This window comes from Dermacoccus sp. NHGro5 (assembly GCF_017565385.1).
In the GTDB taxonomy this organism is placed as follows: domain Bacteria; phylum Actinomycetota; class Actinomycetes; order Actinomycetales; family Dermatophilaceae; genus Dermacoccus; species Dermacoccus nishinomiyaensis.
This window is the reverse complement of sequence record NZ_JAGEKQ010000006.1, coordinates 104,069-125,510: the sequence shown is the minus strand read 5'-3', so window position 1 is coordinate 125,510 and position 21,442 is coordinate 104,069. Positions and strand designations below refer to the sequence as shown.

Here is a 21,442-nt window from a genome sequence, read left to right as displayed (position 1 = left end):
GCGCAGCGGAGCGGCGAGCTCAGACGCTGACGCCACCTTCGAGGACGCCGGCGCCGCGCAGGTCGCGGTACCAACGCTCGTTGTCGAACTCCTTGACGAAGCCGTGTCCGCCGAGCAGTTGCACGGCGTCGGAGCCGATCTGCGTGGCGTGCATCCCGACGAGCGCACGGGCGTGAGCGATGGTCTCGGCGGCACCGGCGTCGTCTCCGGCGTCGAGACGCGCCGCGGCGCGCAGGGTGACGAGGCGCAGCCCATCGAGTTCGATCGCGATGTTCGACACGGTGAACGCGACGGCCTGACGGTGACCGATCGGCTCACCGAACGCCTTGCGCTCGACGACGTACTGCCTGACCTGATCGAGCACGCCGCGGCCGGTGCCGCACGCGAGGGCGGCCCACGCGAGGCGCGAGCGGCGGATGGCATCGAGGGTGTCGTCAGCCTTGCCGAGCAGGTTCTCGGCGGGCACGCGCACCCCGTTGAGGTGCAGGCGCCCGGTGTGCGCGGCGCGCACGCCCATCGCAGGCTCCTCGCTCGTCGTCAGGCCCTCGGTGCCGGCTTCGACGATGACGAGGCGCGCGGCGCCGTCGAGCATGACGCTGATGACGAACAATTCGGCGGAGTCGGCGCACGGTACGAGCGCCTTCTCGCCGGTGATGACGAGGTCGGCGCCGTCCCGGGTGGCCGTCGTCGCGGGGGTGCGCGGGTCGGCGAGCGGGCCCGCTTCGGCGAGCGCGAGCGCGGCGACGGCGGGCTTCTTCTCGTCGGTGAAGGCGGGCAGGTAGGTCTCCTGCTGCGCGGACGTGCCGTAGCTCGCGATGGCGGTCGCGACGGCAGCCGGTGCCATGATCGCAACGGCGAGGCCCATGTCGCCGCGGGCGAGCTGCTCGAGAACGAGGGCCGTCATCACGGCGCTGCGCTCCTCGGCGATGCCGCCGAGCTCGGCCGGGACGCCGACGAGCGTCAGGCCCATCTCGGTGGCCTGCGCACGGATCTCGTCGGGCAGGGCGCGCTCCGCGTCGGCCTTCGCCGCGGCGGGACGCAGCAGTTCGTCGGCCAGTTCGGCGGCGACGGCGGCGATCGTCTCCTGATCCTCGGTGGGCGTCAGGTCGAACTCGCGGCGCGGCTTCGTCGGGGCGGTGCGTGCCGCGTCGCCCGAGCCGGCCTTCTTCGTGAAGGCGCGCCCGGCCACCGTCTGAGCCTTGAAACCGGACTTGCTGCCCTGGTAAAGGGCACGCTCGACCTTGGAGCGGATCGCCGGGTTCTTGAGCAGATCGTGCCCGCCGGCCTTGGCGAGAAGGCGCAGTGCGATGGCCTGGCCCTTGTCGGCGAGGGAGGCCTGGTTGGTGGTCGAAGTCATCTCGGCCCTTTCCGTGAGTGACGGTGCGTCGGGGTGTGCGAGCGCCGTTCGAGGCGGCGTGACACGCGGCTGAAGCCGAGGTTACCTGAACGTAGGTACGCGCGGTATCGGTAACCGGGGACTGGCGTGCGGGCGAGGATGACCCGCTCCGGGGCGTGCCGCGCTAGGGTGCGGATCGTGAACATTCGCCGCGCCACCCAGGATGACGTCCCCGAGATCGTGCGCCTCAAGGCGCTGCTCATGATCGACGGGTGGCCCTTCGACATCGAACTCGACGACGCGTGGCGCGAACGGTGCGCCCGCGTCGCGCGCCAGCTGCTCGCCTCCGACGGGTACGCGTGCTTCGTCATCGACCGCGTCGAGGGCGCGGGCCCCGGCTCGCCGCTCGCGTCGTGCGTGACGGCGACCGTCGAACAGCACCTGCCCGGCCCCGACGGCTCGGGCCGCTCGGCGTACGTCGGCGACATGTGCACCGAGGCCGAGTTCCGCGGCCGCGGCTGCGGCACGGCACTGCTCGACGCCGCACTGCAGTGGTGTCGCGAGCAGGAGGCCGGCTGGGTCTCGCTGTTCTCCACCGAGAGCGGCGACGCGCTCTACCGCAAGGCCGGTTTCAGCGACGAAGGGCCGTTCCAGCACCTGTCGATGGCGTTGTGACTCTCGGCCACCCGTCGATGACGTCGCACGAATGTGACCGAGATTCGCAGAGGTGGACGAAAATCGCCGATTTGGACGGGATTCGCCGTTGCGGCGGTGTGCTCAGCGGCCCAGGGAGCGGGTGCGGGCGGCGGCGACGACGGCGTCGAACGTCTGCTCGTCGATGTGTGAACCCTCGCGTCGCACGCTGGTGACGTCGAGTTGCAGGACGCGGTCGAGGCGCACCTCGCTGGGCCGTCCACGGTTGTCCCAGGCGCCGGAGCCGACATCCATCCAATGACGCCCCGACCGAGCTTCCTGCGCGGCGTCACGGTCGTGATCCTTGCTCGTCAGCGGAAGTGCGAGGACGAAGTCTTCCAGCTCCGGGTGCCGGGCGATGACGAGAACCGGGCGATCCTTGCCCTGCGTGTGGTCCTCCTCGTAGGGCACCCATGCCCACACGACCTCACCCGGATCGGGATGCCCGTCGTCATGCGGCGCATAGACCGTCGCGGGTAGCGGCGCCGTCCAATCGCCGCGATACGGGTGCGCAGGGCCGCCCGGACGAGCCCTGGGCGCGTCGTGCTCACGGTGTGACGTCGGTGTGCCGGCCCGCCCTCCTGCCGACCCGATCACGCCGTCGGGGCCGCGCCGCGGGGAAGGCGCACCACGGCGTTCGGGGTCGAGGAGCGCATTCATGCCCTCACGTGCGAGCAGGCGGGAGAGGCGGACGGCGACGGTGCGCAGGTTCATGGTCCGAACGTAGTCCGTCCGGGGGAGCAACGGGTGCGGGGCACGCGCCGACCGCCTGGTTGCGCTCTCACACGAACGACGGACGCAGGTGACGACGGGTGATGAAACGCACGCCGTGCGCACGCCCTCAGCGGCTCGGGGTAGGGGTACGGGTGCGGAAGAATGGATCGGTGACCGAAGCAACCGCGCTGCATGACATCTGCGACGACGGGGCCGTCGACGCCGAACGCTCGAACCACCACGGCAGCTACCCGCGAGCCGGCCTCGCGATCCTCGCACTCGCCCTTGGCGGTTTTGCCATCGGCACGACGGAGTTCGTCACGATGGGTCTGCTGCCGCAGATCGCTCGGGGTCTCGGCATCTCGATCCCGAGCGCCGGTCACGCGGTGTCGGCGTACGCGCTCGGCGTGGTCGTCGGTGCGCCTCTCGTCACGATGCTGTTCGCGAAGGTGCCGCGCAAGAACGTCCTGCTCGGACTCATGGTTGCGTTCTTCGTCGGCAACATCGGTTCGGCGCTCGCCTCGAGCTACCCGATGCTGCTGCTCGCCCGCTTCGTCGCGGGCATGCCGCACGGCGCGTTCTTCGGGATCGGCGCCGTCGTCGCGGCCACCCTCGTCGAGAAGCACCGGCGCACCTGGGCCGTGTCTATGATGCTCGCTGGCCTGACGGTGGCGAACATCGTCGGCGTGCCCGTCTCGACGTGGCTCGGGCAGCATCTGGGCTGGCAGTGGCCGTACGCCCTCGTCGCCGTCATCGCGTTGCTCACCGTCGTTGCGGTGTGGTTGTGGATCCCGCACCAGGGCTCCCTGGGCGTCACGTCCGTCACCGGTGAACTGAAGGCGTTGACGCGCCCGCAGGTGTGGTTCGCGCTCGCGATCGGTGTCGTCGGCTTCGGCGGCATGTTCTCGACGTTCAGCTACATCGCGCCGACGATGACGGAGCTCACCGGCTTCTCGGACGCCGTCGTGCCGGTCATCCTGGTCATCTACGGCATCGGCATGACGGCGGGTGCGTTCCTGTCCGAACGCGTCGCCATGCGCGGGCTCATGCGCGGCATCTTCGGCTGCCTCGTGACGATCGCGATCATCCTGTCGCTCTTCGGCTTCGCCGCGCACAACAAGGTCAGCGCGGTCGTGTTCGTGTTCCTGCTCGGCTGCGTGCCGACGATCATGGTGCCGATGATCCAGACGCGGCTCATGGACGTCGCCCACGAGGGCCAGTCGCTCGCGGCCGCTCTCAACCACGCGACGCTCAACGCCGCCAACGCCCTCGGCGCCTGGCTCGGCGGCGTCGTCCTCGACGCGGGGCTCGGGTACGAGTGGTGCTCGCGCGTCGGTGCCGTGCTCGCGGCGGCGGGCGCCGTCATCACGCTGGTCTCGGCATGGACGTCGCGCCGCGCCGCCGTCGCAGGCTGAGCGCGCCCCTGGTGGCGCGAGGTGGCCGCGCTGATTCGCCCGGCTCTGCCGTCATCGTGGGCACGCTCGGGCCGTGCGGATCAGCCTGAGGACGCCGTCCGATCGCTGACGAGCTTCGCGGCGAGAACACCGCCGATCGCGCCACCGAGGTGACCCTGCCACGAGACGTGGGTGCTCTGCGGAAGCACACCCCACAGCACGCTGCCGTAGACGACGGCGAGGACGAGCCCCACGACGACCTCGGGCCAGCGGCGCGTCCAGAATCCTCGGACCATGAGGTACGTCAGCCACCCGAAGACGACGCCCGAGGCACCAGCGACGGCCGTGTACGGCGGGCTGAGCAGCCACGCGGCGAGCCCCGACGTGCACGTGACGATGAACGTCACACGCGCGAGGACGGCCAGGCCGCTGAGGGCGAGGACGAACCCGAGCGGCAGCAGCAACGCACTGTTCGCCTCGAGATGAGCCCACCCGTAGTGTGCGAACGGCATGGTGAAGATCGACCACAGGTCGCTCACCTCCCAGGCCTTCAGGGAGGCGGCGGCGTCGATGGCGTGGTGCGTCAGCACGTCGAGGGCCTCGATGATCCACAGCGCGGCGACGATCAGTGCGGAGACGACGGCGGATTGCTTGACGCGCTCTGCCGCGGGGCGAAGGGTGCTGTCGAGATCCATGGGCTGGCCTCCTGTGGGGAGTGGCTCGTCGGGTCCACCGGTATGGCGTGGGTGATGCGTCGTCGGTTCGACAACGCGTGCTCGACGACACCCGATCGACGCGTATCTGTCTCGCATCGTAGTGGGGCTCTCTTCGCGTGCGCTGGATGCACGTGTCGCGTCGGCCGTCGTACGTGACGCGTGCGGCAGGGGCGTCGGGGCGTGAAAGAATGAAGGGTCGCCGGTGTGCTCCTCGCGGGGCGCGACGGGCGGCCGCAGATCGATGCGTCATCGCCGCCTCCAGGGCGCGCGGCGGCGAACACCGACCCGACGAACTTCGAGGTATCACGTTGTCACCCATGGCCCGCAAGGCACTCGAGCCCGCCGCGACGCCGCCGGAGCAGATCCGCAACTTCTGCATCATCGCGCACATCGACCACGGCAAGTCGACGCTCGCCGACCGGATGCTGAGCAAGACGGGCGTCGTCGAGGATCGGGCCATGCGTGCGCAGTACCTCGACCGCATGGACATCGAGCGCGAGCGCGGCATCACGATCAAGAGCCAGGCTGTGCGCATGCCGTGGGAGCTCGACGGTACGACCTACTGCCTCAACATGATCGACACGCCGGGGCACGTCGACTTCACCTACGAGGTGTCGCGTTCGCTCGCCGCGTGCGAGGGCGCCGTCCTGCTCGTCGACGCCGCGCAGGGCATCGAGGCGCAGACGCTCGCCAACCTGTACCTGGCGATGGAGAACGACCTCACGATCATCCCGGTGCTCAACAAGATCGACCTGCCGGCCGCGCAGCCCGAGAAGTACGCCGCGGAGATCGCCGGCCTCATCGGCTGCGAACCGGAGGACGTACTCAAGGTCTCCGGCAAGACGGGCGTCGGTGTCGAGGAACTGCTCGACGTCATCGTCGAGAAGCTGCCTGCCCCCGTCGGTGACGCCGACGCGCCGGCCCGCGCCATGATCTTCGACTCCGTCTACGACACCTACCGCGGCGTCGTCACCTACGTCCGCGTCGTCGACGGACGGCTCAGCCCGCGCGAGAAGATCGAGATGATGTCGACGCGCGCGACGCACGAGCTGCTCGAGATCGGCGTCAACTCGCCCGAGCCGATCCCGACGAAGGGCCTGTCCGTCGGCGAGGTCGGCTACCTCATCACCGGCGTGAAGGACGTGCGCCAGTCGAAGGTCGGTGACACGGTCACGAACGCCGCGAAGCCCGCGTCCGAGGCGATCGGCGGCTACTCCGACCCGAAGCCGATGGTGTTCTCGGGTCTGTATCCGATCGACGGTTCCGACTACCCGATCCTGCGTGACGCCCTCGACAAGCTGAAGCTCAACGACGCGGCGCTCGTCTACGAACCGGAGACGTCGGCAGCGCTCGGGTTCGGTTTCCGCGTCGGCTTCCTCGGCATGCTGCACCTGGAGATCACGCGTGAACGCCTCGAGCGAGAGTTCAACCTCGACCTCATCTCGACCCTGCCGAACGTCGTCTACCAGGTGACGACGGACGACGGCGTCGTCAGCGAGGTGACGAACCCGAGCGAGTTCCCCGAGGGCAAGATCGCCGACATCACCGAACCCGTCGTGCGTTCGACGATCCTCGTGCCGAGCGAGTACATCGGCGCCGTCATGGAGCTGTGCCAGGCCCGTCGCGGCAACCTGCTCGGCATGGACTACCTGTCCGAGGAGCGCGTCGAGATGCGCTACACGCTGCCGCTCGCGGAGATCGTGTTCGACTTCTTCGACGCCCTCAAGTCGAAGACGCGCGGATATGCCTCGCTCGACTACGAACCCGCGGGGGAGCAGAGCGCCAACCTCGTCAAGGTCGACATCCTGCTGCAGGGCGACACCGTCGACGCGTTCAGCGCCATCGTGCACCGCGACAAGGCGTACGCCTACGGCACGATGATGGCGACGAAGCTCAAGGAGCTCATCCCGCGTCAGCAGTTCGAGGTGCCGATCCAGGCGGCCATCGGCACGCGCGTCATCGCCCGTGAGAACATCCGCGCCATCCGCAAGGACGTGCTCGCCAAGTGCTACGGCGGCGACATCAGCCGCAAGCGCAAGCTGCTCGAGAAGCAGAAGGAGGGCAAGAAGCGCATGAAGATGGTCGGTTCCGTCGAGGTGCCGCAGGAGGCCTTCATCGCCGCGCTCAGCCAGGGCGAGTCGGCGGAGAAGAAGAAGTGAGCAAGCCCGGTTACGTTCCGGGTGCGACGTCCGGCCAGCCGTCGGAGGGCGCGGGGGAGCACCCGCAGGTCGGGCCGCGCCCACTCGCACGCACGCGCTCGTTCACGCGCCGCGGCGGCCGGATGCCGGAGCGTCACCATCGTGCGCTGAGTGACAACGGTGAGCAGTACGTCCTCGACGTTCCCCGCAAGCCGGGGACGACCGAGCCCGTCGATGGTTTCCGGCTCGACATCGCCGAGGTGTTCGGACGCCGGGCGAAGCTCGTCGTCGAGATCGGTTCGGGCGCGGGGGATCAGATCGTCCATGCAGCGCTCGAGCACCCCGAGACGGATTTCATCGCTCTGGAGGTGTGGCGTCCCGGCATCGCGCAGACGATCTCGAAGGCCGTCCACGCGGGCGTGACGAACGTGCGTCTCATCGAGATCGACGCCTCCGAAGCGCTCGATCGGCTCTTCGCGCCGGGCAGTGTCGACGAGGTGTGGACGTTCTTCCCCGACCCGTGGCCGAAGACGAAGCACCACAAGCGTCGTCTCGTGCAGCTCGGCTTCGCCGACGTCGTCGCCGACGTCCTCGTGCCCGGCGGCACCTGGCGCCTCGCGACCGACTGGGCCGACTATGCCTGGCACATGCGTGACGTCGTCGAGGCGTCGCCCCGCTTCACCAACCCGTGGACCGGGCGCCTCGCGGACGCCGGGGACGCCCACGTCGATCCCGAGGGCGCGCGCGGAGGGTTCGCGCCGCGCTTCGAGGGCCGCACGACGACCCGCTTCGAGACGAAGGGTCTCAAGGTCGAGCGCATCGTGCGCGACCTCGAGGTGAAGCGAGCCAACTGAGCGGTGCCGCTCGGTCCCCACGGCGTTCGGGCTCGGTGTCCCCGGCGCGGCTGATCGGGCGCGAACGCCGATACTCGCGGGTAACCTTGGGGCCATGAATCAGGTCTACGGCATGTACAAGAAGCTCACCGCGAAGAACGACAAGGCGGGGCGCGCAGCGTTCTCGGCCGCGTTCGCGCTCAAGGCGCCCTACTTCCGCACGGTCGCCCCGATGATCCAGACGATGGAGCCGCACCGCGGCGTCGTGAAGATCAAGAAGTGGTGGGGTGTGCAGAACCACATCGGCACCGTGCACGCCATCGCCATCGCCAACGGCATGGAGTGCGCCATGGGGCTGCTCGCGGAGGCGACGACGCCCGACGACATGCGCTGGATCCCCAAGGGCATCACGCTCGACTACGTCGCGAAGACGCCCGGCGACATCGAGTGCGTCGCCGAGACGACGCCGGAGGACTGGGACAAGGAGCCGCCGTTCCAGGTCCACGTCAAGGTGACGGGGCGCCTCGTCAAGGACGGCACGGTCGCCGTCGAGGGCATCATCCCGATCTACGTCTCGGCCAAGAAGAAGAAGTGACGTTCACCCCGCCGCCGTGGCCAGAAGCGCCGCGGCGGCGGGGTTCGTCAACCGCCGTGGGCCGGCCCAGACGGCCCTCAGGTTGCGGGTGAGGTCGACGCCGTCGACGCCGACCTCCACGAGGGTGCCCGCACGCAGCGCGTCGTCGACAGCGAGCCGGCTGAGGACGGCGGGAGCCGTCCCGGCCGCGGCGGAAACCCGCACGGCGGCGTTGCTCGCCAGCTCGAGCGCCGGGGGAGCGACATCGAGCGGCGCGAGGGCGCGGCGCAAGGCCACCCGCGTGCCCGAGCCCGACTCGCGCGCGACGAGCGGTGTGGCCGCCAGTTCCTCGGCGCGGACACGTGAGCGCGCGGCCCACGGATGCTGCGGCGCGACGACGAGGACGAGGTCGTCATGCGCGACGACGACGGAGTTCAACCCTGGCGGAGCGCCGGGGCCCTCGATGAACCCCAGATCCACCTCACCGCCGCGTGCCGCGGCGAGCACCTCCGTCGTGTTGCCGACGGCTACCGAGATGCCGCGCGTCTCGCCAAGCGATGGGTCGTGAGGGGAAGCGCCACCGGCGCCCGCGCCACCCGCGGCGTGCTGCCACCCCGCGATCCATCCCGGTAACAGGTGTTCGGCGACCGTCTGGCTCGCCATGACGACGAGGGGCGCCTGCGTACGAGCGCGCAGTGCCGCGACTCCCGTCTCGAGGGCGCGCGCCGCCTCGAGCGTCGCGCGCGCCCATTCGACGACGAGCAGGCCGTCGGTCGTGACGCGGGCACCGGTCGTCGCGCGATGGATGAGCGACAGGCCGAGCCCGCGCTCCAGCCGGGCGATGCTGCGACTCGCGTTGGGTTGCGCCACCCCGCAGCGTCGGGCGGCCGCACTGAGCGAGCCCTCGTCGGCGAGTGCCACGAGCAGTTCGAGCGTCGCGAGGTCGGGCCAGGTCGTCACCACCCCAGCCTATATGCGAAGCACATACCCCCATGCCGGATATAGGGCTACCGGGCGAGCCGACACGGCGGGAGCATGGAACCCATGAGCACAGCCACCGCCACCGACGTCATGCCTCACCGCACCACCGGCTCGTTCTTCGCGAACACGACGGTGCCCGCGGCGTCGCCGGCTTGGTACGGCAGCGTCATGGGCAGCGCCATCCTGGCGACGCTGAGCGAACTGCGCACCGACGTCATCCCGTTCGGTCACCTGCTCGCCGTGGTGTTCTGGCTCATCGCCTGTACGTTGCTCGTCGCCCTCACCGCCGCGTTCGTCGTCCGTATCGCTCGTGACCGCGACGCGTTGCGTGCGAGCATCGCGAACCCCGTCGCGATGGCGCAGTGGGGCATGGTGTCGATGGGCGTCCTGGCCGTCGGTTCGGCGACATCGGCGGTGCTCCCGACAATCTCCGTGGGCCTGTGGGACGCAGCCTGGCAGGCCGACCTCGTCCTGTGGGTCGTCGGCACCGTCATCGGCCTCACCACCGCCGTCGCCGTGCCGGCCCGTCTGCTCGTCGCCGACCCGAGCACACCGACGACCGCGTGGGGTCTGGCGGTCGTGCCGCCGATGGTCTCGGCGACCGGCGGCGCCGGCATCGTCGGTTGGCTGAGCGACCCGCAGGCGCGCGTATGGGTGCTGCTCGCGAGCGCGGCCTGCTTCTTCGTCGCGCTCGTGCTCGGGGTCATCATCTTCGCGATCGCCTACCGTCACCACTGGCTCGTCGAGCCGCTGCCGCTCGCGGCGTCGATCACCGCGTGGCTGCCGCTCGGCGTCGTCGGTCAGTCGACGGCGGCTGCGCAGGCCATCGCGAGGCAGTCGGCGTCGATGCTGCAGGGCCAGTTCGCGACGACGGTGACCCAGGCCGGGCACGTCTACGGCTACGTCGTGCTAACGATCGGGGTGCCGCTCGTCGCCTGGGCGCTCGCCATGACGGTGCGTGGCTTCACGAAGCGCATGCCGTTCAGCCCAGGCTGGTGGGGCATGACGTTCCCCGTCGGCACGCTCGTGCTCGGCTCGACGATGCTGGGGCGCAGCTCGCACCACGCGATCTTCACCTGGGCCGGTGCGGCGCTGTATCTCTTCCTGCTCGGCACCTGGAGCGTCTGCGCGATCAGCTCGCTGCTCGCGGTGTGTCACCAGCGCGCTCTGCGTCACGCCTGAACGCGGCGATGAGCTGGGCGCGGCAGGGATGGACGGCAACGGTGCGACGCCGAGCGGTGCGACAATGACCAGATGCCGCAGATGCCCGACGGAATCCCCGCCCCTGACGACGGTGCCCTCCCGTCCGCTGCGCTCGCGACGCTGGCGGGCGGTGCGTTCGGGCTGTACGTCCACGTGCCGTTCTGCGTGACGCGCTGCGGTTACTGCGACTTCAACACCTACACGCTCACCGAGCTCGGTGAGCCGGGCGCGAGCGTCAGCACGTACGCGGACGCCGCGCTGCGCGAGCTGGATCTCGCGGCACGCGAACTGGGCGAGGCGCCGAGCGGCGTCCCCGTCATCGAGACCGTCTTCATCGGCGGCGGCACCCCGACGATGCTGCCCGCCGACGACCTCGTCCGCATCCTCGCGAAGGCGCGCGAGCTGTTCGGTCTCGCCGAGGGGTGCGAGGTCACGACGGAGGCCAACCCCGATTCGGTCGACGAGACCTACCTGCGCACCCTCGCCGACGGTGGTTTCACGCGCGTCAGCATCGGCATGCAGTCGGCCGTCCCGCACGTGCTCGCGACGCTCGAGCGCACGCACGACCCGGCCAACGTCGAACGCGCCGTGCGCGCCGCGAAGGACGTCGGGCTGCAGGTCAGCATCGATCTCATCTACGGCGCGCCGGGTGAGAGTCTCGACGACTGGCGCACCTCGCTCGACGCGGCGATCGCGCTGGAGCCCGACCACATCAGCGCCTACGCCCTCGTCGTCGAGGAGGGCACGAAGATGGGGGCGCAGGTGCGTCGCGGCGAGCTGCCCCTGCCCGATGACGACGACGAGGCCGACAAGTACGAGCTCGCCGACGCCTTGCTCGCGGATGCCGGGTACGACTGGTACGAGGTGTCGAACTGGGCGCGCTCGCCGCAGACGCAGTGCCGCCACAACCTCGCGTACTGGCGCGACGAGCCGTGGTGGGGTGTCGGCCCCGGCGCGCACAGCCACGTCGGCGGCGTGCGCTGGTGGAACGTCAAGCATCCGCGCGCCTACGCCCAACGCGTCAACGCGGGGCTCTCGCCGGCGCTGGCACGCGAACTGCTCGACGAGCGCCAGCGCTATGAGGAACGCGTCCTGCTCCAGGTGCGCCTCGCCGAGGGACTTCCTCTCGACATTCTCGACGAGGACGGGCGACGCGCCGTCGCCGGCCTCGTCGCCTCGGGGCTGATCGACGGCCCGTCAGCGGTGCGCGACAAACGAGTTCGTCTGACGCTGCGCGGTCGCCTGCTCACCGACACCGTCGTGCGGGCGCTGCTCGCGATCTGAGCCGCGCGCACCGAGACGCCCGCCTCCCGGGGCTGGCCTGCCTCAGGGGCGATCCCCGGGCCCCTGCGTGCCCGCCTGCGCCGACCCCGACGACCGAAGGGGGCGCCGATGAACGGCTCCGACTACTCGACGACGACGCTGCCGCTCCTGTTCGTCTTCATCTCCTTCGTCGTCACCTTCCTCGTGACGCGCCTCATCCGCGCCGGCAAGGGTCCGTTCAAGGACAACGTCTCCCAGGACGGCGTCCACGTTCACCCCGCCGTCTAAGGCATCTTCGCGCTGCTTGGCCGGCGCGGTCATGAACACGGCGGCCGAGAGTTCGGTCTTCCGCGTCCTGGGGGCGATCCTCATCGGCGCGGGCGCCTCGCTCATCCTGGGCGAGTTCGCGTTTTCCGGAGGCGGTGATCTTGGGCGAGAAGTCGACGCCCCCGAGCAGGTGGTTGGCGCCCCAGACGATGGTGATGGCGGCGATGCCGCCCCGTGCGCCGACGAGCCAGGAACCCAGCGCGCCCTCCTTGACGAAGCCGAGGTCGCGTGAGGTGATGTGCCAGGCCCGGCGGAAGACGAAGGCCGCGATCGCGAGCTGCAGCGCCATCGTCACGACGCCGATCGGCGTCACGAGGCCGTTCTCGCTGTCGCCGAACAGATCACCGACGGCGGCGACGAGACTGCCGGCGAACATGGCGAGCAGCAGGAGGCCGAGGGCACCGAGGACGTTCTTGAGCGCCGAACGCTTGTCGACGGCGGCGACGCCCTCGCGCTAACGGGGGGCCGGGGTCAGGGCAGGGATGATGATTCTTTTCTTAAATCGGGTAGCACGAAGCGCCGCGGCACGGGGTGCCGAGGGAACGTTGTCAGGGGTGGGGGCGAGCCCAGCGCTCACACGAGGTGCGCTGTTGGGGCGGGGCGTCGCGACGTGGGCCGCATCAGTTGAGGATGCGGATCTGGAACGGGTAGTCGTAGCTCTCGCCACGCGCCGAGCGCAGCGCTCCCTTGACGTGGCACCACGCGGCGACGAGGAAGATGACGGCCCAGAGCACGAGCGCGACGGGAATGCCGACGAGGGTTAAGACCAGAACCCAACCGACGATGTAGAGAATCGAGAACGCAACGTTGAAGTTGAACGCCCCGGCCGCTGCGCGGCGCACCGCGGCGGAGCGGTTTCTGTAGATGAACCACACGATGAGCGGGCCGAGGAAGCTCACCCATCCCGCAGACAGGATCGCGGCGGCCGGCGCCGACAGGTGCGCGACGATCGAGGCGGCGCGCTCGTCATCGCTGAGGTGACCCTGGCCGGTGACGGGCGGCTCGGCGCCGTACGGAGCGCCGGCCAGCCGTCCGGCTCCCTGGCCCTGCGTGCGCTCGTCGGGGTAGGGGTACGGCTGGGAGTTGCTCACGACGTCTCCTGGTGTCGAAGGGTGAATCTCTCGTTCACTGACCATGATTCCGTGTCTGCGTCCCGAGCGCATCCCCCGCGGGATCGATATTCGCGGGCCCCGGCGTCCATCCCGGGGATGATGTCGGCGCACGCCGCGCCATCCCGGCGTCTCACTGCTGCGCGGGGTCGGTGACGAAGTCGATGAGCTCCTCGACGCGTCCGAGCAGTTCGGGTTGCAGGTCGGCGTACGTGCGCACGGTGCCGAGGATCTGCTTCCATCCGCGCGCGACGTCCGCCTGCGTCGCGTGCGGCCAGCCGAGCTCGGCGAGGATGCCGTGCTTCCACGACTGCCCCTTGGGGATGACGGGCCACTTCGACCAGCCGAGCCGCTCGGGTCGTACGGACTGCCACACGTCGACGTAGGGGTGGCCGACGATGAGCACGTGGTCGCGTGCCTGCGGCAGGGCGCGTGCCTTCTCGACGATTCGTGCCTCCTTCGTGCCGGGCACGAGGTGGTCGACGAGGATGCCGAGGCGGCGTCCCTTCTCGGGTCGGAAGTCGCGGATGACGGCCGCGAGATCGTCGACGCCCTCGAGGTATTCGACGACGACGCCCTCGATGCGCAGGTCGTCACCCCACACCTTCTCGACGAGTTCGGCGTCGTGCCGTCCCTCGACGAAAATTCGCGAACCCAGCGCGACGCGCGCCTTCGCCCCGGGGACGGCGAGCGAACCGGACGCCGTCCGCCCGGCCTGCGTCTGCTGCTCGGCGAGGCGCGCGGCGGTGGCGGGTCGGGGCGCAACGAGTGTCACGGGTTCGCCGTCGACGAGGAAGCCGGCGCCGAGCGGAAATCCGCGGGCCTTGCCGAAGCGGTCCTCGAGGAAGACGACGTGCTGCCCGCCCGACTTCTCGACGCGCACGACGGCGCCGACGTAACCGCTCTGGGCGTCCTCGACGACGACGTCGAGCTCAGCGGGCACCTCGCGCGAACGCCCACGTCGAGGCGCGCGCCAATCGCCGGAGAGGACGTCGGAGCCGTAACGGTCGGTCATGGCGATCAGGGTAGAACCGCCCACCGACAACCGCCGTCGCGGCGCGCCGAGAACGATGGCCGCGGGCGCAGCCAGGCGCCCGTCGCGGCGTCGCCGAGGGCCGGGGAGCGCGCGCCTGCCGACCGACGGACGATGGACGACGGCGCGAGGGAATCGCCCGCGACGCTGTGGGCGAACACACCCCGCATGATTTGGCACTCGCTCGGCGTGAGTGCCAATCTTGGACGGACTGCAGATCGAAGGACGGTATCGAGGCGCGGGAGGTGAGCGCATGAGCGACGAACGTCGGCTCGAGGTGCTGCGCGCCATCGTGCAGGACTATGTCGCGACGTCCGAACCGGTGGGTTCGAAGGCGTTGCTCGAACGTCATCAGCTCGGCGTCTCCGCCGCGACGATCCGCAATGACATGGCGGCCCTCGAGGACGCCGGTCTCATCTCCACGCCGCACACCTCGGCCGGTCGCGTGCCCACCGATGCCGGCTACCGAATCTTCGTCGACCGCCTCAGCCAGGTGCGGCCGCTGAGCGCGACACAGCGTCGAGCGATCGAGACGTTCTTGCGTCAGAGCGTCGACCTCGACGACATCGTCGAGCGCACCGCCCGGCTGCTCGCCACGCTGACGAACCAGGCGGCCGTCATGCAGTACCCGTCGCTGCGGCGCTCACGGGTGCGGCACATCGAGCTCGTGCCGGCCGCCGAGGGGCGCCTGTCGCTCGTCGTCATCCTCGACTCAGGTCGCATCGAGCAGCGTCTCGTCTCCGTCGCCTCCGCCGACGACGAGCGCCTCGTCCAGACGCTGCGAGCGCGCGTCAACGAGGTCTCCGGCGCGCGGTTGCTCACCGAGGCCGCCGCGGCCATGACCGAGCTGGGCGCGGAGTTCGAGCCGGGGCAGCGTGCTGACGTCGACACGATCGTCGCGACGATCGCCGCGGTGTTAGCCGAGGACCGGGAGGAGCGCGTCGTGCTCGCGGGGACGGCGAACCTCGCGCGTGCCGGGCTGCGCGACGACGCGGGCCTCAGCGTCAGCCGTGTTCTCGAGGCGCTGGAGGAGCACGTCGTCCTCATGCGCCTCATCAGCACACGCGACGACGATCCGACGCACGAGGTGACCGTCCGCATCGGCGCCGAGAACGACTTCGCAGGCCTCGAGTCGACCTCGCTCGTGACGACGGCCTACGGCAGCGACGCCGTCGCGGCGCTCGGCGTGCTCGGCCCGACCCGCATGGACTACCCGCAGACGATGGCGAACGTGCGCGCGGTCGCCCGCTACGTCTCCGAACTTCTCGAGCAGTGATGGCTCGGGCGCACCACGACCACATGAGTGATGAAATCTTCACCCGTCGAAAGCAAGGATGCTCGTGAACGACTACTACGCCGAACTCGGTGTCACGCGTGAGGCCTCCGTCGAGGAGATCAAGCGCGCCTACCGCAAGAAGGCCCGCAAGCTGCACCCCGACGTCAACCCCTCCCCGGAGGCGGCCGAGGAGTTCAAGCGCGTCGGGCAGGCCTACGACGTGCTCGGCGATCCGCAGAAGAAGGCGGCCTACGACCAGGGCGTCGACCCCTACGCGCCCGGCGGTGGCGCCGGGTTCAGCTTCAGCGACATCATGGACGCGTTCTTCACGGGGGCTGCCGCAGGGGGAGGCGGCGGCCCGCGCAGCCGCGTCCAGCACGGCCAGGACGCGTTGCTGCCGCTCGACATCCAACTCGCCACGGCCGTCTTCGGCGGCGAGCAGGAGCTGACGTTCGACACGGCCGTCGTCTGCTCGACCTGTCATGGCGACGGTTCGCGTCCCGGCACGGGCAAGCACACGTGTGACGTGTGCGGCGGTGCGGGGCAGACGCAGCAGGTGCAGCGCAGCTTCCTCGGCCAGGTGTTGACGTCGCGTCCGTGCACCGCGTGCCAGGGGTACGGCGACATCATCGACAGCCCGTGTTTCGAGTGCGACGGCAACGGCCGCAAGCGCGACACGCGCACCATCACGATCAAGGTGCCCGCCGGCGTCGACACCGGCACGCGCATCCAGCTGCGCGGTGAAGGCGAGGTCGGCCCCGGCGGCGGCCCCGCCGGTGACCTGTACGTCGAGGTACGCGTCGAGAAGCACCCGATGTTCCAGCGTCAGGGCGACGATCTGCACTGCTCGCTCGAGCTGCCGATGTCGGCCGCGGCGCTCGGCGCCACGGTGCCGTTCGAGACGCTCGACGGCTCGCGCGACATCGACATCAAGGCCGGCACGCAGCCCGGCGACGTCATCACCCTCAAGGGCCTCGGCGTCACGCGGCTGCGCACCGACAATCGCGGCGACCTGCTCGTGCATGCCAACGTGCGCACCCCGAGCAAGCTGACGGCCGAGCAGGCCGACCTGCTGCGTCAGTTCGCCGAGTCGCGCGGAGAGGACTCGCCGGCGCCGAAGTTCCAGCCCGTCAACCAGGGCCTGCTCGGCAAGCTGCGTCAGGCCTGGAAGGGCTGAGGCGTGACCGCGCACCTCTACTTCGTCGCACCCGGCGCTCTGTCCGACGACATGGCGACGGGTGCACCCGTCGTGCTCGCGGGTGACGAGGGACGCCACGCCGTCACCGTCAAGCGGATGGGTGTCGGTGAGCAGATCCTGCTCGCCGACGGCGAGGGCCTCGTCGCGCACGCCGTGGTCGCAGAGACCACGAAGGGCGAGCTGACGGCGCACGTGAGCGAGGTGACGCGCGAGACACCGCCGGCGGTGACGTTCACGCTCGTCCAGGCGCTCGCTAAGGGTGATCGCGACCTGCAGGCGGTGGAGGCGGCGACGGAGCTCGGCGTCGACGCCGTCGTGCCGTGGCAGGCGGAGCGTTCCATCGTGCAGTGGAGGGGTGAGCGCGCCGAGAAGGCCCGCCGTAAATGGGTGGCGCAGGCCGAGGCGGCCACGAAACAATCACGACGGGCGACGCCCCCGCGCATCAGTGACCTCGTGACGAAGAACGCTGCGGCGCAGGCGATCTCGGCCACCGTCGCGGAGGGCGGCCTCGCGCTCGTCCTGCACGAGGACGCCGAGGCGAGTCTCGCGCAGGTCGAGCTGCCGTCGGCCGGTGACGTGATGCTCGTCGTCGGCCCCGAGGGCGGCATCACGCCCGCCGAGCTCGACGCGTTCGTCGCGGCCGGTGCCACGCCGGTGCGGATGGGCGCCACCGTGCTGCGTTCGTCGTCGGCCGGCCCGGCGGCGCTCGCCGCCCTGCTCGCGCGCTCGCGCTGGGTCTGAGCGCCCGAGCGACCACTAGACTGGAGACACGATGACTGACGCTTCCGCGCCCTCCGAGCGCACCCCTCACGACCCTGACGGCCAGGCTGCCTCGCAGCAGACGCGCGTCGTCATCCCGCCCGACGTCGCGATGGTGCAGTTGCTCGGGCCGCAGGATCAGCTGATGCGCACGATCGAGCGCGCCTTCCCGCGCCTGTTCGTCTTTGCGCGCGGCAATGAGCTGACGATCGACGGCCCGCGCGAGGACGCGGCGATCGTCGAGACCCTCGTCGGTGAGCTGCTCACGATGATCGATGCGGGCCACCAGATCAACCGTGACGCCGTCGAGCGCTCTATCGGCATGCTGCGCGGCAAGAACGCGCAGCGCCCCGCCGACGTGCTGACGACGAACATCATCTCCAGCCGCGGGCGCACGATCCGCCCGAAGACACTGGGGCAGAAGGAGTACGTCGACGCGATCGACCGCAACACGATCGTCTTCGGCATCGGCCCGGCCGGTACGGGCAAGACGTATCTGGCGATGGCGAAGGCCGTCGCGGCGCTGCAGGCCAAACAGGTCAACCGCATCATCCTGACGCGCCCTGCCGTCGAGGCCGGTGAGCGCCTCGGCTTCCTGCCCGGCACGCTCAACGACAAGATCGACCCGTATCTGCGTCCGCTCTACGACGCGCTGCACGACATGATCGACCCCGACTCGATCCCGAAGCTCATGGCCGCAGGCACGATCGAGGTCGCGCCGCTCGCGTACATGCGCGGGCGCACGCTCAACGACTCGTTCATCATCCTCGACGAGGCGCAGAACACGAGCAGCGAGCAGATGCGCATGTTCCTCACGCGCCTCGGCTTCGGTTCGAAGATCGTCGTGACGGGTGACGTCACGCAGGTTGACCTGCCGGGTGGCACGACGTCGGGCCTGCGGGTCATCGAGGACGTGCTCACCGGAATCGACGACGTCCACTTCGCCCACCTCGACTCGAGCGACGTCGTACGTCACCGCCTCGTCTCCGACATCGTCGACGCCTACGGCCGCTACGACGCGGCCGCCGAACGTCGCCGCGCCGAGGCGAAGAAGCGCCGCGAGGCGCGCGCCGGCGGCGAGGGGCAGCCGGCATGACGATCGACATCGCCAACGAGACCGACGTCGACGTCGAGCTCGACGAGATCCACGACTGCGCGCGCTACGCGATGGACGCGATGTTCGTCCACCCCAACGTCGAGCTGAGCATCCGCATCATCGACGAGGCAGCGATGGAGACGCTGCACGTGCAGTGGATGGATCTGCCGGGCCCGACGGACGTCATGAGCTTCCCGATGGACGAGCTGACGCCCGGCAGCGAGCGCGAGCCGTCCCAGGAGGGCATGCTCGGCGACATCGTCCTGTGCCCGAGCGTCGCCGCCGCGCAGGCGGCCGCAGCCGGGCACGACACGATGGAGGAGCTGCTGCTGCTCACCGTCCACGGCGTGCTGCACCTGCTCGGCTACGACCACGCCGAACCGGACGAACGCGTCGAGATGTTCGAACTGCAGCGCACGATCCTGCTCACCTACCTCGCGAGCCGCGGGCGCAGCACGGAGGCGGGCACCATCCGCATCGCGCCGCCGTCCGGGCGCGAGTGACCCCGCAGACCTTGGGAGTGAACCGCACGTGACCATCGTGCTGATCGCCGCGCTCGTCAGCGTGGTCATGGGCTTCGTCTTCGCCCTCGTCGAATCGGCGCTCGGGCGCGTGACGCGCCACCGCGTCGTCGCGCTCGCCGAGGAGGGCCACGCCGGCGCCTCGGCGCTCGGACGCATCGTCGACAACCACGCGACGGCGCTCATGGTGCTGACGTTCCTGCGCGTCGGCGCCGAGATGACGGCCGCCGTCCTCGTCACCGTCGCCGCGACACGCGCGTTCGACGGCGCGTTCTGGCCGAGCCTCGCGACGGCCGTCGCCGTCATGGCGATCGCCTCGTTCGTGCTCGTCGGCGTCTCGCCGCGCACGCTGGGCCACCAGCACGCCGACAAGGTGGCGCTCGCGACGGCGCGGCCCGTCCTCGTCGCGCTCACGGTGCTCTCACCGCTCGCGCGGCTGCTCGTGACGCTGGGCAACGCCGTCACCCCGGGTGAGGGCTACAAGGACGGCCCATTCGACTCCGAGGCGGAGTTGCGCGAGTTCGTCGACCTCGCCGAGGATTCCGACCTCATCGAGGCCGACGAGCGGCGCATGATCCACAGCGTGTTCGAGCTTGGCGACACGATCGTGCGCGAAGTCATGGTGCCGCGCACCGACATGATCACGATCGACGGCTACAAGAGCCTGCACCAGGCGATGAACCTGTTCGTGCGCTCCGGCTACTCGCGCGTGCCCGTCATCGGCGAGAACTCCGACGACCTCGTCGGCCTGCTGTACTTCAAGGACGTCGTGCGGCGCACGCTCACCGGCGACGCGGACGCCATCGCCATCTCCGAGGTGATGCGCGACCTCGCGTTCGTGCCCGAGTCGAAGCCCGTCGACGCGTTGCTCAAGGAGATGCAGCGCGACCGCGTCCACTTCGCCGTCGTCATCGACGAGTACGGCGGCACCGCCGGCATCGTGACGATGGAGGACATCGTCGAGGAGATCGTCGGCGAGATCGACGACGAGTACGACCGCGTGACGCCCGGCGTCGAGGAACTGGGGGACGGCCGCACGCGCGTTCCGGCTCGCATGTCGATCGACGACCTGAGCGAGATGTACGGCGTCAGCATCGACGAGGACGACATCGACACCGTCGGTGGTCTGCTCGCCAAGCTCGTCGGGCGCGTGCCGCTCGTCGGCGCGAGCGGCGAGATCGACGGGCTGCGCCTCACGGCTGAGAAGATGGCAGGACGACGCCACCAGCTCGCGACGTTGATCGTCGAGCGTGTGGAACCCGAAGATCCCACCGACCCGGACGGGCGTGGGGACGAGCGCAGCGCCGAGACGCGCGGCGAGGAGACGGATCGATGACCGAGCACGACACGACCCACGACGGCGAGATCTACCGCGCCGGTTTCGCCTGCCTCGTCGGGCGGCCCAACGCGGGCAAGTCGACGCTGACGAACGCGCTCGTCGGCGACAAGGTGGCGATCACCTCGAGCAAGCCGCAGACGACGCGTCACACGATCCGTGGGATCGTGACGCGCCCCGACGGCCAGATCGTCCTCGTCGACACCCCCGGCCTGCACAAGCCGCGCACGCTGCTCGGTGAGCGCCTCAACGACGTCGTGCGCGAGACGCTGCTCGACGTCGACGTCATCGGGTTCTGCCTGCCCGCCGACCAGAAGATCGGCCCGGGCGATCAGTTCATCGCGAAGGACCTCGCCGAGCTGCAGCGCGTGCGCAAGCGCCCCGTCGTCGCGCTCGTGACGAAGACCGACACCGTCGATCGGGAGCGACTCGCCGAGCACCTCATCGAGGTCGACCGTCTCGGGGAGTGGGCCGCGATCGTTCCGTGTTCGGCAGTTTCGGGCAAGCAGGTCGATGATGTGGCGAACGTGCTGCTGGGTTACCTGCCCGAGTCGCCTCAGCTGTACCCCGACGACGTGCTGACCGACGAGTCGGACACCGTCATGATCGCCGAGCTCATCCGCGAGGCCGCGCTCGAGGGCGTGCGTGACGAGTTGCCGCACTCGTTGGCCGTCGTCGTCGAGGAGATGGTGCCGCGTGAGGATCGCCCGGCCGACAAGCCGCTCATGGACGTGCGCGTCAACATCTTCGTCGAGCGTCCCAGCCAGAAGGCCATCATCATCGGCCGCGGCGGTTCGCGGCTGCGCGAGGTCGGCACCACGGCGCGCGAGGGCATCGAGAAGCTGCTCGGGCAGCGGGTCTACCTCGACCTGCACGTCAAGGTGGCGAAGGACTGGCAGCGCGACCCGAAGCAGCTGGGCAAGCTGGGATTCAACTTCTGAG

General features: G+C 69.9%; 22 protein-coding genes. 15 read left to right on the top strand and 7 right to left on the bottom strand.

Annotation, left to right across the window (positions count from 1 at the left end; all coding sequences use genetic code 11):
* Positions 1 to 19: 19 nt before the first annotated feature.
* The gene (locus J4Z35_RS03215) at positions 20 to 1,357 is read right to left on the bottom strand and encodes an acyl-CoA dehydrogenase family protein (RefSeq protein WP_208065345.1); all 1,338 of its coding nucleotides are present in this window, start codon (positions 1,355 to 1,357) and stop codon (positions 20 to 22) included.
* Between the two features lie 177 nt (positions 1,358 to 1,534).
* Between J4Z35_RS03215 and J4Z35_RS03210 the strand changes: the two genes are divergently transcribed.
* Positions 1,535 to 2,011, top strand: a complete 477-nt coding sequence (locus J4Z35_RS03210) for an N-acetyltransferase (RefSeq protein ID WP_167539844.1) — start codon at positions 1,535 to 1,537, stop codon at positions 2,009 to 2,011.
* 102 nt (positions 2,012 to 2,113) lie between these two features.
* On the opposite strand, the gene J4Z35_RS03205 is transcribed toward J4Z35_RS03210, so the two are convergent.
* The gene (locus J4Z35_RS03205; protein WP_144694505.1) at positions 2,114 to 2,743 is read right to left on the bottom strand and encodes a type II toxin-antitoxin system PemK/MazF family toxin; all 630 of its coding nucleotides are present in this window, start codon (positions 2,741 to 2,743) and stop codon (positions 2,114 to 2,116) included.
* Positions 2,744 to 2,913: 170 nt separating this feature from the next.
* Here J4Z35_RS03205 and J4Z35_RS03200 point away from each other — a divergent pair, with 170 nt between their 5' ends.
* Positions 2,914 to 4,158 carry an MFS transporter gene (locus tag J4Z35_RS03200; RefSeq protein ID WP_208065344.1) on the top strand — a complete coding sequence of 415 codons (1,245 nt, stop codon included), beginning with the start codon at positions 2,914 to 2,916 and terminating at the stop codon, positions 4,156 to 4,158.
* Between the two features lie 80 nt (positions 4,159 to 4,238).
* Here the strand turns inward: J4Z35_RS03200 and J4Z35_RS03195 are convergent, their stop codons facing one another.
* Positions 4,239 to 4,832 (bottom strand): rhomboid family intramembrane serine protease, encoded by a 594-nt coding sequence (locus tag J4Z35_RS03195; RefSeq protein ID WP_006944274.1) that lies wholly within the window; start codon positions 4,830 to 4,832, stop codon positions 4,239 to 4,241.
* A 338-nt stretch (positions 4,833 to 5,170) separates the two neighbouring features.
* Between J4Z35_RS03195 and lepA the strand changes: the two genes are divergently transcribed.
* The 3 genes from lepA to J4Z35_RS03180 all read left to right on the top strand — a co-directional run bounded on the left by lepA (position 5,171) and on the right by J4Z35_RS03180 (position 8,419).
* Positions 5,171 to 7,012, top strand: a complete 1,842-nt coding sequence (lepA, locus tag J4Z35_RS03190; RefSeq protein ID WP_208065343.1) for a translation elongation factor 4 — start codon at positions 5,171 to 5,173, stop codon at positions 7,010 to 7,012.
* Positions 7,009 to 7,845: a tRNA (guanosine(46)-N7)-methyltransferase TrmB gene (gene trmB, locus J4Z35_RS03185; RefSeq protein WP_006944325.1), complete on the top strand. Its 837-nt coding sequence runs from the start codon at positions 7,009 to 7,011 to the stop codon at positions 7,843 to 7,845. The genes lepA and trmB overlap by 4 nt, the downstream gene beginning before the upstream one ends.
* A gap of 94 nt (positions 7,846 to 7,939) precedes the next feature.
* The gene (locus tag J4Z35_RS03180) at positions 7,940 to 8,419 is read left to right on the top strand and encodes a hotdog fold domain-containing protein (protein ID WP_136788033.1); all 480 of its coding nucleotides are present in this window, start codon (positions 7,940 to 7,942) and stop codon (positions 8,417 to 8,419) included.
* 3 nt (positions 8,420 to 8,422) lie between these two features.
* Here J4Z35_RS03180 and J4Z35_RS03175 read toward each other — a convergent pair whose 3' ends face one another.
* Positions 8,423 to 9,358 carry a LysR family transcriptional regulator gene (locus tag J4Z35_RS03175; protein WP_074045586.1) on the bottom strand — a complete coding sequence of 312 codons (936 nt, stop codon included), beginning with the start codon at positions 9,356 to 9,358 and terminating at the stop codon, positions 8,423 to 8,425.
* A gap of 84 nt (positions 9,359 to 9,442) precedes the next feature.
* Between J4Z35_RS03175 and J4Z35_RS03170 the strand changes: the two genes are divergently transcribed.
* The 3 genes from J4Z35_RS03170 (at position 9,443) to J4Z35_RS03160 (ending at position 12,133) form a co-directional block, all read left to right on the top strand.
* Positions 9,443 to 10,561 (top strand): TDT family transporter, encoded by a 1,119-nt coding sequence (locus tag J4Z35_RS03170; protein WP_208065342.1) that lies wholly within the window; start codon positions 9,443 to 9,445, stop codon positions 10,559 to 10,561.
* Between the two features lie 72 nt (positions 10,562 to 10,633).
* Positions 10,634 to 11,866 carry a radical SAM family heme chaperone HemW gene (hemW, locus tag J4Z35_RS03165; protein WP_131941184.1) on the top strand — a complete coding sequence of 411 codons (1,233 nt, stop codon included), beginning with the start codon at positions 10,634 to 10,636 and terminating at the stop codon, positions 11,864 to 11,866.
* A gap of 108 nt (positions 11,867 to 11,974) precedes the next feature.
* Positions 11,975 to 12,133: a hypothetical protein gene (locus J4Z35_RS03160; protein ID WP_160126212.1), complete on the top strand. Its 159-nt coding sequence runs from the start codon at positions 11,975 to 11,977 to the stop codon at positions 12,131 to 12,133.
* Here the strand turns inward: J4Z35_RS03160 and J4Z35_RS03155 are convergent.
* From J4Z35_RS03155 to J4Z35_RS03145, 3 genes are all read right to left on the bottom strand, one after another.
* Positions 12,084 to 12,548: a hypothetical protein gene (locus J4Z35_RS03155; protein WP_131941182.1), complete on the bottom strand. Its 465-nt coding sequence runs from the start codon at positions 12,546 to 12,548 to the stop codon at positions 12,084 to 12,086. The genes J4Z35_RS03160 and J4Z35_RS03155 overlap by 50 nt on opposite strands.
* Before the next feature lie 244 nt (positions 12,549 to 12,792).
* A complete protein-coding gene (locus J4Z35_RS03150) occupies positions 12,793 to 13,263 on the bottom strand; it encodes a DUF4870 domain-containing protein (RefSeq protein ID WP_006944228.1) in 471 nt (156 codons plus the stop codon).
* Between the two features lie 151 nt (positions 13,264 to 13,414).
* Complete coding sequence (locus J4Z35_RS03145) at positions 13,415 to 14,296, bottom strand: DUF3097 domain-containing protein (RefSeq protein ID WP_040014389.1); 882 nt, start codon at positions 14,294 to 14,296, stop codon at positions 13,415 to 13,417.
* A gap of 271 nt (positions 14,297 to 14,567) precedes the next feature.
* On the opposite strand from J4Z35_RS03145, the gene hrcA reads away from it, so the two are divergent.
* The 7 genes from hrcA (at position 14,568) to era (ending at position 21,441) form a co-directional block, all read left to right on the top strand.
* Entirely contained in the window at positions 14,568 to 15,590 is a 1,023-nt protein-coding gene (hrcA, locus tag J4Z35_RS03140) for a heat-inducible transcriptional repressor HrcA (protein ID WP_208065341.1), read from the top strand.
* A gap of 64 nt (positions 15,591 to 15,654) precedes the next feature.
* Positions 15,655 to 16,767 carry a molecular chaperone DnaJ gene (gene dnaJ, locus J4Z35_RS03135; protein WP_208065340.1) on the top strand — a complete coding sequence of 371 codons (1,113 nt, stop codon included), beginning with the start codon at positions 15,655 to 15,657 and terminating at the stop codon, positions 16,765 to 16,767.
* Positions 16,768 to 16,770: 3 nt separating this feature from the next.
* Positions 16,771 to 17,529, top strand: coding sequence for a 16S rRNA (uracil(1498)-N(3))-methyltransferase (locus tag J4Z35_RS03130; RefSeq protein WP_136788031.1), 759 nt, complete (start codon positions 16,771 to 16,773; stop codon positions 17,527 to 17,529).
* 31 nt (positions 17,530 to 17,560) lie between these two features.
* Positions 17,561 to 18,643: a PhoH family protein gene (locus tag J4Z35_RS03125; protein WP_208065339.1), complete on the top strand. Its 1,083-nt coding sequence runs from the start codon at positions 17,561 to 17,563 to the stop codon at positions 18,641 to 18,643.
* A complete protein-coding gene (gene ybeY / locus J4Z35_RS03120; protein WP_006944324.1) occupies positions 18,640 to 19,146 on the top strand; it encodes an rRNA maturation RNase YbeY in 507 nt (168 codons plus the stop codon). The genes J4Z35_RS03125 and ybeY overlap by 4 nt, the downstream gene beginning before the upstream one ends.
* A 28-nt stretch (positions 19,147 to 19,174) precedes the next feature.
* On the top strand, positions 19,175 to 20,500 hold the full coding sequence (locus J4Z35_RS03115) for a hemolysin family protein (protein WP_062257790.1): 1,326 nt from the start codon (positions 19,175 to 19,177) through the stop codon (positions 20,498 to 20,500).
* A complete protein-coding gene (gene era / locus J4Z35_RS03110) occupies positions 20,497 to 21,441 on the top strand; it encodes a GTPase Era (RefSeq protein ID WP_006944283.1) in 945 nt (314 codons plus the stop codon). The genes J4Z35_RS03115 and era overlap by 4 nt, the downstream gene beginning before the upstream one ends.
* Position 21,442: the final 1 nt, after the last annotated feature.

Coding starts and splice junctions, on each gene's coding strand:
- J4Z35_RS03215 (WP_208065345.1), bottom strand. CDS start 1,357: ATGACTTCGACCACCAACCAGGCCTCCCTCGCCGACAAGGGCCAGGCC.
- J4Z35_RS03205 (WP_144694505.1), bottom strand. CDS start 2,743: ATGAACCTGCGCACCGTCGCCGTCCGCCTCTCCCGCCTGCTCGCACGT.
- J4Z35_RS03195 (WP_006944274.1), bottom strand. CDS start 4,832: ATGGATCTCGACAGCACCCTTCGCCCCGCGGCAGAGCGCGTCAAGCAA.
- lepA (WP_208065343.1), top strand. CDS start 5,171: ATGGCCCGCAAGGCACTCGAGCCCGCCGCGACGCCGCCGGAGCAGATC.
- J4Z35_RS03180 (WP_136788033.1), top strand. CDS start 7,940: ATGAATCAGGTCTACGGCATGTACAAGAAGCTCACCGCGAAGAACGAC.
- J4Z35_RS03170 (WP_208065342.1), top strand. CDS start 9,443: ATGAGCACAGCCACCGCCACCGACGTCATGCCTCACCGCACCACCGGC.
- hemW (WP_131941184.1), top strand. CDS start 10,634: ATGCCGCAGATGCCCGACGGAATCCCCGCCCCTGACGACGGTGCCCTC.
- J4Z35_RS03160 (WP_160126212.1), top strand. CDS start 11,975: ATGAACGGCTCCGACTACTCGACGACGACGCTGCCGCTCCTGTTCGTC.
- J4Z35_RS03155 (WP_131941182.1), bottom strand. CDS start 12,548: ATGTTCGCCGGCAGTCTCGTCGCCGCCGTCGGTGATCTGTTCGGCGAC.
- J4Z35_RS03145 (WP_040014389.1), bottom strand. CDS start 14,296: ATGACCGACCGTTACGGCTCCGACGTCCTCTCCGGCGATTGGCGCGCG.
- hrcA (WP_208065341.1), top strand. CDS start 14,568: ATGAGCGACGAACGTCGGCTCGAGGTGCTGCGCGCCATCGTGCAGGAC.
- J4Z35_RS03125 (WP_208065339.1), top strand. CDS start 17,561: ATGACTGACGCTTCCGCGCCCTCCGAGCGCACCCCTCACGACCCTGAC.
- ybeY (WP_006944324.1), top strand. CDS start 18,640: ATGACGATCGACATCGCCAACGAGACCGACGTCGACGTCGAGCTCGAC.
- era (WP_006944283.1), top strand. CDS start 20,497: ATGACCGAGCACGACACGACCCACGACGGCGAGATCTACCGCGCCGGT.